Source organism: Halocola ammonii, from assembly GCF_049334165.1.
Taxonomy (GTDB): domain Bacteria; phylum Bacteroidota; class Bacteroidia; order Flavobacteriales_D; family Sanyastnellaceae; genus JBEGHD01.
In genome coordinates, this window is sequence record NZ_JBEGHD010000022.1 from 17,232 (window position 1) to 27,714 (window position 10,483).

Genomic DNA, 10,483 nt, shown 5'->3' on the forward strand with positions numbered 1-10,483 from the left:
TTACGGTTCGTAAATCTCAAGTCGTTTTTCGAGTAACTCCATTTCTCGCTGCATGCGCTCCATCTTTTTGGTGAGTCGGTGAATCACTTCGATACCAGCAACGTTCACGTCCAGGTCGTTTGAGATCCGAATGAATTTTTCCAGATCGGTGAGTTGGCTCTCTGCAATCTTTTTTTCGCGATTGTCCTCTACCACTTCAATGAGCTCAAATTCGCTGAGAGAAATGACAAACGACTCTGTGATGTCGTGGCTTTCGCAAATGGTTTTCAGCGTGATGTATCGTTGATTTTTCATTGTGCTGTGGTTTTTTTGAGATTCGCCAATTCGGTGAAGAGTTCTTTTTCGCGACTGCTCAGCGTTTTTGGAATTTCTACCTGATAGGTCACGTAGAGGTCTCCAAACTGTCCTTCCTTCTTATAGACCGGAAACCCTTTTCCTTTCAGCCTGACTTTGGTGTTGTTTTGAGTGCCTGGTTTAACCTTCAACTTGATGGCTCCGCTCATGGTATCGATGGTAATTTCACCGCCCAGAACAGCCGTGTAGAGATCGATAGATTTGGTGGTGTACAGATCGTTACCGACTCTTTTGAATCGTTCGTTGTTAGGGATTCTAAACTTGATGTACAGATCTCCCTTAGGGCCACCGTTGGTGCCTTCGCCACCGTAACCCGAGAGTTTTATGGTTTGCCCATCTTCAACTCCGGCAGGAATAGTGATACGAATATTTTTCCCGTTTACGGTAAAAGTTTGCTTGTGCGTGGTGTAGGCTTGCTCTAGAGTTAGTTCCACTTCGGAATGGAAGTCCTGGCCGCGGAATCTGGTGTTGCGACTTCTTCTGCTACCACCGGTAAATCCGGATTGACCTCCAAACATCGATGAGAAAAAGTCTGAGAAGTCTGAGAAATCCTCTCCGCCAAAATCGCCTGAGTAAGTGTAAGCCCTACCCGACTGTTGCCCACCTTGTCGCTGCTGGGCACGCTGATACTTTTCATATTCCTCTCCGTGTTTCCAGTCTTTGCCGTACTTGTCGTACTTCTTGCGTTTTTCAGGGTCGCTCAATACCGCGTGAGCTTCGTTGAGCTGCTGAAATTTCTTTTTCGCTTCCGGATTGTCGGGGTTCACGTCCGGATGAAGCTTTCTGGCCTTTTTGCGATAAGCCTTTTTTATCTGTTCTGCAGTGGCGTTTTTGTCTACACCGAGAATCTTGTAGTAATCAATAAATTCCATGGCATCAAGCTGATGGGTTCATTTTTGCTAGCTAAAATGTAGAAAACTATGATGAAATTTCCACTTATTTTAACAGCTATCAATGTGTTGCTGTTTTCCTTACCTCGGGAAATTTCACTTGAAAAATTGATCAAATGAATTGAGATGATTTTCTATTTTTTTTAATGCAATCTCTTTTTCCTCAAGTGTTCCTTTCTCAAGCTTTTTGAGCTGTTTTGAAAGTGGTGCCAAATAATTATGAAGCTGGTTGTGCGCCTCACCGGTCATCGTACACTTTTCAAAAATGAGACTGAACTCTTTTTGCAGCTTAGATTGCAACTGTCCGAAATCGCTGTTTTGGCCTTTTTCAAACTCATCAACCAGCTTCTTCATTTTTTCGATGCCTGTAGTAGTGGCCGGATTGGCTTTCCATTTTTCACCATTGTTCAGCTCCACCTTGTGTGAGGTACTGTCGTGATTGTGGTCGTCACCTTGAGATCCACAAGAAGTGAGCGCTCCGCAGAAAAATGTGATCAAAATAAATGAGAGGATAAAATTTTTCATGTCAGGTTATTTTGTTCGTCAGAAATGTAAGGACATATTTTTCTGCCAGAAATGATAGCGATCAGCAGTGGAGGTGAGAAATGAATGCCTCAGATAATTTAGGTGAAAAGCAATAAAAAAAGCCTCTCCCGAAAATCGAGAGAGGCTTTGAAAAATTCTTTTTCAGAAAAGAATTACTGAACGACAACTTTTGAAGTCAGTCGCTGTCCTTCATGAGTCATTTCAACTGCGTAGACACCCGCGCTGAGCGAAGAGATATCTACAGAAGTTTGCTTCGAATTCATTCTTCCCTGCCAAACTACATTACCAAGGAGGTCAAAGATCTTCACGTCTCCACCAACCTTGTCTGTGCGGATATTCAGCACGTTGTCTGATGGGTTCGGGAAAACTGTCAAGTTCAGTTCGTTGTCGAGTTCATTCACGCCCACAACACAATCCAAAATGGTGTTGTCGATATCGAGAATATCAACACCAAGATCATTTAGGCGGGCTGCGAACTCCTGAAAATAGAGGTTAGCAACACGCTCCGAGTGAACGACAACTGTGTTTTCGTCATTCACGTTTTCTGCTGATGAAGACCAGTTGTGAGAACCAGTGACAACGATTGGATCGTTATCCACGTGACAAATGTCTACGATACAATATTTGTGGTGAAGCAGTGGAGAAACACCTTCGTGCGAGTAAACGAATACACCGGCATCCTGAAGGGTTTCGAACTCGCTTCCGGTGGCTGATTCCATTTCGATCATTCCCACAGCTGTTACAAAAAAGCTATTGTTCGCCTCTATAACTGCCTGTCCCAACTCATCTCTAGTGAATGCAAGAGTGGCGAAGTAGAGGCTTTGATCTGTACTTTCAATAGCTCTTTGGATGGCGCCTGTAGCGTTATCAGTTGGCGAAAAGTAGACTTCTACTTCGTTTCCACCAACGATGTACTTCTCGGGTGTGTTGATCAGCTTTTCATCACCAAAGACTGAGTTGGCCAAGTTTGGTGTAGGTCCATCACTTCCCCACATTTCGTTGAACTCAACGCGGTAACCTTTTGCCAGTGATTCATCCTGAAAAATGATAGCGTTGTTGTAATCGTCCAAAAGTTGAACGGTAGTAAGGTTGGTCGCTCCAGTTACCAGAGTAGCTTTGTCGGTGTAGTCGGCATCAACGATGATAAACTTGTTGTGCATTCCACTTCCTTCTGAGTTTTCACGGAAAAGCACCGGGATGTTTACGTTGAACTGATCCACTCCAGCGTTGAGGTTGGATCCTTCTGCGATGTAGCGAATTTCAACTCCGCGCTCGTAAGCATCATTCACAGCATTGATCATTGTCTGATCGTTGATGTTGTAAATTGCCATGTCAAGAGTATGCTCGGCACGATCGATAACTGCTGCCAGTGAGTCGTTCATGGCATCTCCAAGAGAAATGGCGTATTCACCCGAAGACATGGTGTGGTCAACAGAGCCGTTGAAATAAACGGTGATTTCACCTGATGAAAGAGATTCTGTTGCATACGCAGAAACACCAGATTCGGCAGATCCGTCACCGTTAGATGAAACGGCCTTGGCGTAGTAAATTGTTCCTGGTTCAAGCCCATCTAGCACAATTTCGTGATCTGTTGTGAGGTCTGTGGTTTCCACAGATTCACTTAGGTTGTCTGGAGAAAGTCCGTACTCCACACGTGTGATTCCTTCCGTATCTGTAGTCCAGCTGAGCGAAAAAGAAGTAGTTGTAATGTCATCCTGAACGATGGTTGAAGCGATATTGATGGGCGATGCAGAGAAAAGGTCGTCCTGATCTCTGGGCAGAATCTGATAGCCACCAACTCCTGTGAAAGAGAATTGCGAGAGAATTCCAGTAAGTTGCACAGCACCCACAGGAATCAATTCTCCGATCAGAACGCTACCAGTGCGCACGTAAATGATTCCAGATTCGTCTCCTGCCGTAAATGCATAAGTGGAGTTTCCTTCGAAGTTTTCTCCTCCATTACTGAAAATGGCCCCGTTGATCTGTACGAGTTCCCCTTCGAGCGACTCGTTGAGATCATTAGGAGTAACGACCTGAACATCGGGAAGCGTATTGCCCGAGCTGTTGATTGTGACACTGGTAAGGTCTGGGCCAACTTCAAGCAATCCGTTGTATTGAGTGACCACACCGCTAACAGTTATTTCGTCACCTCGAAGCGGAGCAGAACTCCAGTCGCTCCAGTCGTTGCCAGGGTAGATGGCAATACCGGCAGTCTCGTCCTGAATGTAGCGAACGGATGATCCCATTTCATCACCATTTGTAACAATTCCGGTGATGGTTACTGAGCTTCCTTCGCCATAGTTTTGTCTCAGGTCCAGAATGTTGTCCTGCGCCAACATTTGCGTGGCAAAAAGACCTGAAAGAACAATTGAAATTAGATACTTCATTAAAATGAAAATTTAATATGTAATTGATAAAGTTAGGTTGAATCTGCGTGGAGGTCCGAAGAAGACCGCTGCAGACTCAGCATTAAAATTCTGCGGGACGCCAGTAAACTGGTCGTTATTTTGAGCGTCAGTAATGTATTTCGAATCGAGGAGGTTGAGCACGCTGAGTCGGATATCCATGTGGCCGTCCTTTGGGAGGTCCAGACGATATCCGGTGTGAAAATCGAGCAGGTTGTAAGCTGGAGTTTTCCAGGATTCACGTCCTGCGTCTTCACCAACAAGCGATTCTGGATTGAAGTCGGCATATTGATTTCCGAAATAGGTGCTTCTGAGCTTTACATAAAAATCGTCCAGAATGTCGTAGCGAATCAATCCTCCAATTTGTAGCTGAGCAGCATTTCCAACATGAACTCCTCGCGGGTCAAATTCAACGGTGTACGGCTCTCCGGTGTCATCATTGATGATCAGGAGGTTGGTGTTTTGGTCAACCAGTTCCCCTTCCTCGGTAGATTGCCAGGTCCAGTCACCGACAGACAGTAATCCTTCAATTGTAAGCTTCGGTGTCACAAGGTACGCACCCTGAACTTCCAAGCCGAGGTGCAGTGCGTCCATGTCCGGCACGAACACAAGAGCTCTGTCATTTTCTCCGGTAGGCTCTGGGTGAGCTACCTGCACGTTTTGATTCACCGGTTTATTGAACCACTGTGTTCTGTAAGCGTTCATGGTAATATTCCAGCGGTCCTTTTTGTAAGCGGCTCCGGCTTCAATTGCCTGAATAATTTCGTTGGCGTAATTGTCAGTCACATTGTTTTGACGGTCGATAACGTTGTCGAACCTTGGAGCTTTTGAAAGGTATCCGAGGTTACCGTATACATTGAAGAACTCGCTAACATTGTAGTTGGCTCCACCTTTTATTGTGTAGTTGTGAAGTGAAATCCAGTCGGTCTCGTAGGTTTCCAGACCGTCAGAGTTTCTGTCGTAGGTGGTTCCGTTGTAAGTCACAGGTGTGTTGTATCCAATTTCCAGCGTTGTGTCTGGCACCTGAACCTGGTTTCCGTCCATGTAAACTGTTTCGTAAAGCTGTAGGGTTTTAGGCCTGAAGTAGTCTACAGCCTTATAACCTGTATAAGCCCCTGAAACATTGATGAAAGCCGACCAGTTAAGCTTTTTCACCTCAGCCTGGAAGTATCCACCGGCCCAACGAACAATTCCTTCATCGTGGTAGGTGAATTTATCTCCTTCGCGAATCTTGGTTTCCGGATCCTGATTTTTATTATTTGTGTCCAAAACATAATCTCCACCGAGCAAATCGTAGGGAGTTCTGTAGTGCTCCCCTTTGTAGCTGCGTCCATCAACTCCAAAGTTCAAAGTCCACTCATCGTTCGGTGTGTAAGTAATGTTACCAATGTAGCCGTACCAAAAGTGGTTGTTGATAGACGACTGCAGATAATTTTCAGACTCAATTTCACCTTCTTCATCACCAGGGTTGAGACCATCAGGAGATATGAAAGTATCTACTAATAAGTTGTTATCGTAGAGCGTCTGAAAATCGATTTGGCCGTTGGTGGTTTGAGGCCATGAAGTGGAGTTGAGGCTTGTTCCACCACCATTTCCGAGAGAAAGGTAAGCGGTGTTTGTGATGTAAATATTTTCATTTACTGTCCACAGGTCGCGAAGTGTGAATTGCGGTTTGTGGTAATAATTTACTCTTTCATTGAGCGTTCTTAGTCGACCACTTTCATAAGGGTGATTTCCCTGGTTGTTGATGGGTCCGTAGGTACGGTCTTCGTACTGCCCCCAGTGTTGGTTATAGAGTATACCGTATTCAGTGAAACGGTCTATTTCAGATTCACTCACACCGAGATCGCGAGCAAATTCGTGCGAATAGTTAGCGATCGGGCGTTTGAATGATCTTTGTCCGTGGCTTTGTGGTGCTCCCATTCCGCTCAGACTAAGAAGGTGGTTGCCAAGTTCTTTTTCAACCTTTAGATAGTAGAAGTAACCTTCGGTGAAAAGTTGATCGCCATAGCCATTTCCGGTTTTGTAGCTACCGGCAACGGTCACTCCCCAACCATTGTCCATTCTGCCTGTAGTGAGTCCAATCGTTGATCTTGTGAAGCCGAAGCTTCCCACCTCTTGCCTGAAGGTAACTCCTTTTTCGGAGTCGATCCCTTTGGTAAGAATATTCATTGTTCCTCCAACAGAAGGGATAGCGAGCCTGGAGGCACCAAGACCGCGCTGAACTTGAATAGAACGCGTAACAGCATCGAGCCCGAACCAGTTGCTCCAGTATACCCAGCCATTTTCCATGTCATTCACCGGAACCCCATCGATCATCACTGCGATATTTCTCTGGTCAAATCCGCGGATGGTTATTCTGGCATCACCATCGCCACCACCTTGCTGAGTTGCATAAACTCCGGGAGTGCTATTGAGAATCATAGGCAAATCCTGGGAGGCCATTTCTTCGTTGATCTGGGCGGGCAAAACGTTTGCGAATGCAACTGGAGTTTCGCGTTCACGAGCTACATCGGCAACAACATCAGCCACACCAAGACTCTCAGTTTTGAGCATAAAGCTCTGCTCCTGAACGCCAGAGTTGATGGTGATAGTTTTCACTTGCGGCTTATAACCCACGTAGGATACACGAAGCTCATAAGTGCCGTATTCGAGTTTTACCTTGTACTGTCCGTCAATGCCGGTGGTTGTTCCTTTATTTTCTTCGTAAAGAACATAAGCCCCGATGAGCGGCTCTTTTGTTGTGGCATCGTAAACAGTACCCTTTAGAGTTCCCTCTTGCGCCAAAAATGTGAGCGGAAAGAGAATTAGGGTGGCCAGGGAGGTGAACAGTCTTTTCATGGTTCAGACTTTCAAGTTCGCGTCAGGTTTAAAAAAAGCTTTATTCTGAAAGCTCAAAAAAACAGGCCCCTCCAATAGTTGGAGGGGCCTCAAGTTAAATATTATCTAACAACCATTTTCGAGTGAATCGCACGGTTGTCTCCGAGTAGTCCTTTCATTACGTATACACCTTTTGGCAAATCCGCAGTGATTCGAAGAGCGTTTTCTGGGTTTGCAACTTCTTCAGAGTAAACTTTTTTGCCGCTAAGGTCAAAAATCTCAACTCTGACAATTGGCGCTGATGAGCTCACTACAAACCAACCCTGAGATGGATTTGGATAGAGCGACATTTCTGCAACTGTGTTCTCGCCAACGTTGTCAGGGTCACACACAGAAACGTGAGCACCGAGGTTTACGAAAGTATTTGCAGGCACTGTGTCCCACTGTAGCTCAGTGTTAAAAACCTCTGGATTAGTAGTAACACCCGCTTCTACGGATGCTTTTCTAATCATAGTGTGATCTTCTGTCCACGGGGTTCCACCATTGATTGAAGACACGTAAGAAGGAGGGATGTTGTTCCATCCTCCACCGAAATCATCTGCAGGATCCTGACCTACTTTTCCGAAAAGATCGATAACAGAATTGTTAGAGAGCTTTCTCAAAACCAGAGCGTCATTTCCGTTGAAATACAAGGTGTTGTTTTCAGCATACACCGGGCAAACGAATTCGTCAGCCTGATCCTGAAGTCCTTCCCACACTGGTGTTTCCGTACCGGTACCATCAGGATCTCTCTTGTCGATTACATATACATAAACATCGTGAGGCTCAACTGTACCGGAAAGTACCAGCTTTTGGTTGGCATCGGCATTATTAGATCCATTCGAGAATCTTTCGAGTTGATAACCTGACAGGTCGATGGCAGCATCGGTAGGATTGTAAATTTCAATTGCCTTGTTGTTGAATGTTCCCTCTACATATTCCGAGATAAAAATCTCGTCACACTGAGCTTGAACACTGATAGTTGCGGTAAGAAGAGCCGCAAAGAGTAAAACTTTTTTCATGTCTTTTTCTTTGTGATTTGCGCTGCAAAATTAGCAATAAACCAGCTATCAACAACTCGAGTTTGAAAACCTCTAAACCCCTTAACAATTAATTAAAAAGCACGGTTGAAAAGCTATGGCCACAAAATTCTTGAAGAATAGCTCGATTGAGCTTCAGCATCACAAGATTTCGGGAATTTTGATTCGACCTTGTATTGAACCTTTAGCGAAGAGAATGGTAATTTAGCCAACTAACCTTTCATTAAAGTTTATTAAAGTATGATTAGATTTCTGACCTCACAACTAACTCTTTTAGGTCTACTTTTAGTTTTTACCTCAACAGCTCAAGAGGTGCCCCTCTGCAATCAGCATGTAATTGAAAAACAGTATTTTGAAGAGCATCCCGAACTGAGAAGTCACATGCAAGAGGCGCGCGCCCAGCTCGAAGCAGAAACCCTATCCAGAGGTGCTGGAGGAGATGAAGTTTTGATTATTCCGGTCGTATTTCATGTTATTCATAATAATGGTCCGGAAAACATCACTGATGATCAAATTTACGATGCAGTTGAAATTCTCAACAGAGATTTCAGAAAACTCAATCCGGATACAATTCAGTTAAATTCAAACTTTGCTGACCTCGCTTCAGATATTCGTATTGAGTTCAGGTTAGCGCAACTAGACCCGGATGGCAATTGCACCAAAGGAATAACACGAACGGTTAGTCAACTAACTTATGATGGGAATGGTGCTATGAGAGACCTCATTCATTGGCCGCGAGATAGCTACATGAATGTTTGGGTTTGTAACGATGCTGCCGGTGCAGCTGGATACACTTTTTTGCCTTCTTCAGTAGACAATTTCTTTTCGCAGGGCGATGATGGAATAGTGATGAGACACGATTATACCGGGTCGATAGGAACGAGCAACGTCAATCGTTCCCGGGCTCTCACTCATGAGGTTGGTCACTGGCTAAATCTCAGCCACACCTGGGGTGCAGGAAACAGCCCTGAAGATGCTTCCAATTGCCAGCAAGATGATGGAGTAAGCGATACTCCAAACACTCTCGGATGGACGAGCTGCACATTGAATGGTGAGTCATGCGGAAGTTTGGACAACGTAGAAAACTACATGGAGTACTCTTACTGTAGCAAGATGTTCACAGCAGGTCAAATGGAAAGAATGAGAGCCGCTGCTTTTTCGAGTATTGCTGAACGGAATGAACTCCACACTGACGAAAACCTTATGGACACAGGCGTATTCGGAGATGAGTTAATTTTGTGTGCAGCTGAGTTCTCAGCGACTGATCGCGTAATTTGCCCTGGAGATGAGATTCAATTTTTTGACGAGTCCTACAACGATGTTGATTCATGGACGTGGGACTTTGGCGATGGTACTGTATTAGAGGGAACCAACGAAGAAGATCTTGAAGCACCCATTCATATTTATCCAGAGCCAGGCAACTACACCGTGACTCTCACGGTTGAAAAAAGTGGTAATACAGAAACTATTACTAAATCTGAGTTTGTTACGGTGATGGAGTCTGGAGGACAGCCAGTGCCCCTTGTTGAAGGATTTGAAGATGCCTTTCCTGCCGATAATTGGTTTGTAATTGAAGACGAGGCAGACACTGAAGTGCAGTGGGAAACAACTCAAAATGCAGCTTATTCAGGTGAAACAAGTGTCTACCTTCCTAACAGACTTTCGGATGGTGGCCTGATAAATGAATTGATTTCTTCAACAATTGATGCCAGCGACACCAATGGAATTACCATTAGTTTTCGATATGCACATGCGAACAAATCGAGTGATGGAAGCACAGACGAGTTTAGGCTACAGGTTTCAGGAGATTGTGGAAATACCTGGCAAACAGAAATTCTTTATTTCGGGAACACTGTTCTCCCAACTGCTGATCCATCATTTTTTGCATTCGTTCCCAACAGCGAAGATGATTGGCGACAGGTCACAGCTGAGATCAATGATTCTGCAGTGCTAACCGAAAACTTCATGATGAGGTTTAGGTTTAAAGGCGGTGGAGGTAACAACATCTACATTGATGACATCAATATCAATAGTCAGTTTGTAAGTGTTGAAGAACTTGATAAGAACACGTTCAACTGGAGTCTTTTCCCAAATCCTGCCGGTGAGCGGGCTACAGCGAGAGTTGCTGTTGAACGAACCGGAGAATTTGAAATGTATCTCACAGATCTCTCAGGGAGAAGAGTGAAAACAGTGGAGAATGCTACGTTGAGTGCAGGTACACACGATGTTGAGATTGCAACTGCTTCGCTCGAGGCAGGAGTATACTTTGTTGTAGTGGAAAGCAATAACTTCAGGAACACAAAAAGATTGGTGGTACGCCACTAGCACCGTGCTTTTCTTCCTATTCGGAAGATACTTAAAGTGAAAAACTAGAGGTTGATTGAGGGCG

The 10,483-nt window shown here is 44.7% G+C and carries 7 protein-coding genes; 1 reads left to right on the forward strand and 6 read right to left on the reverse strand.

The window, feature by feature from the left end; all coding sequences use genetic code 11:
- The 6 genes from ABHV44_RS15885 to ABHV44_RS15910 all read right to left on the reverse strand — a co-directional run bounded on the left by ABHV44_RS15885 (position 1) and on the right by ABHV44_RS15910 (position 8,076).
- Entirely contained in the window at positions 1-294 is a 294-nt protein-coding gene (locus ABHV44_RS15885) for a chaperone modulator CbpM (RefSeq protein ID WP_459075705.1), read from the reverse strand.
- Positions 291-1,226 (reverse strand): DnaJ C-terminal domain-containing protein, encoded by a 936-nt coding sequence (locus tag ABHV44_RS15890; protein ID WP_459075706.1) that lies wholly within the window; start codon positions 1,224-1,226, stop codon positions 291-293. Before ABHV44_RS15890 ends, ABHV44_RS15885 begins: the two co-directional genes overlap by 4 nt.
- 114 nt (positions 1,227-1,340) lie before the next feature.
- On the reverse strand, positions 1,341-1,769 hold the full coding sequence (locus ABHV44_RS15895) for a hypothetical protein (protein WP_459075707.1): 429 nt from the start codon (positions 1,767-1,769) through the stop codon (positions 1,341-1,343).
- A 173-nt stretch (positions 1,770-1,942) separates the two neighbouring features.
- A complete protein-coding gene (locus ABHV44_RS15900) occupies positions 1,943-4,177 on the reverse strand; it encodes a phospholipase D-like domain-containing protein (protein WP_459075708.1) in 2,235 nt (744 codons plus the stop codon).
- Positions 4,178-4,189: 12 nt separating this feature from the next.
- The gene (locus ABHV44_RS15905) at positions 4,190-7,036 is read right to left on the reverse strand and encodes a carboxypeptidase-like regulatory domain-containing protein (protein ID WP_459075709.1); all 2,847 of its coding nucleotides are present in this window, start codon (positions 7,034-7,036) and stop codon (positions 4,190-4,192) included.
- A gap of 101 nt (positions 7,037-7,137) precedes the next feature.
- Positions 7,138-8,076, reverse strand: coding sequence for a lamin tail domain-containing protein (locus tag ABHV44_RS15910; RefSeq protein WP_459075710.1), 939 nt, complete (start codon positions 8,074-8,076; stop codon positions 7,138-7,140).
- A 258-nt stretch (positions 8,077-8,334) separates the two neighbouring features.
- Here ABHV44_RS15910 and ABHV44_RS15915 point away from each other — a divergent pair, with 258 nt between their 5' ends.
- A complete protein-coding gene (locus tag ABHV44_RS15915; RefSeq protein WP_459075711.1) occupies positions 8,335-10,419 on the forward strand; it encodes a M43 family zinc metalloprotease in 2,085 nt (694 codons plus the stop codon).
- Positions 10,420-10,483: the final 64 nt, after the last annotated feature.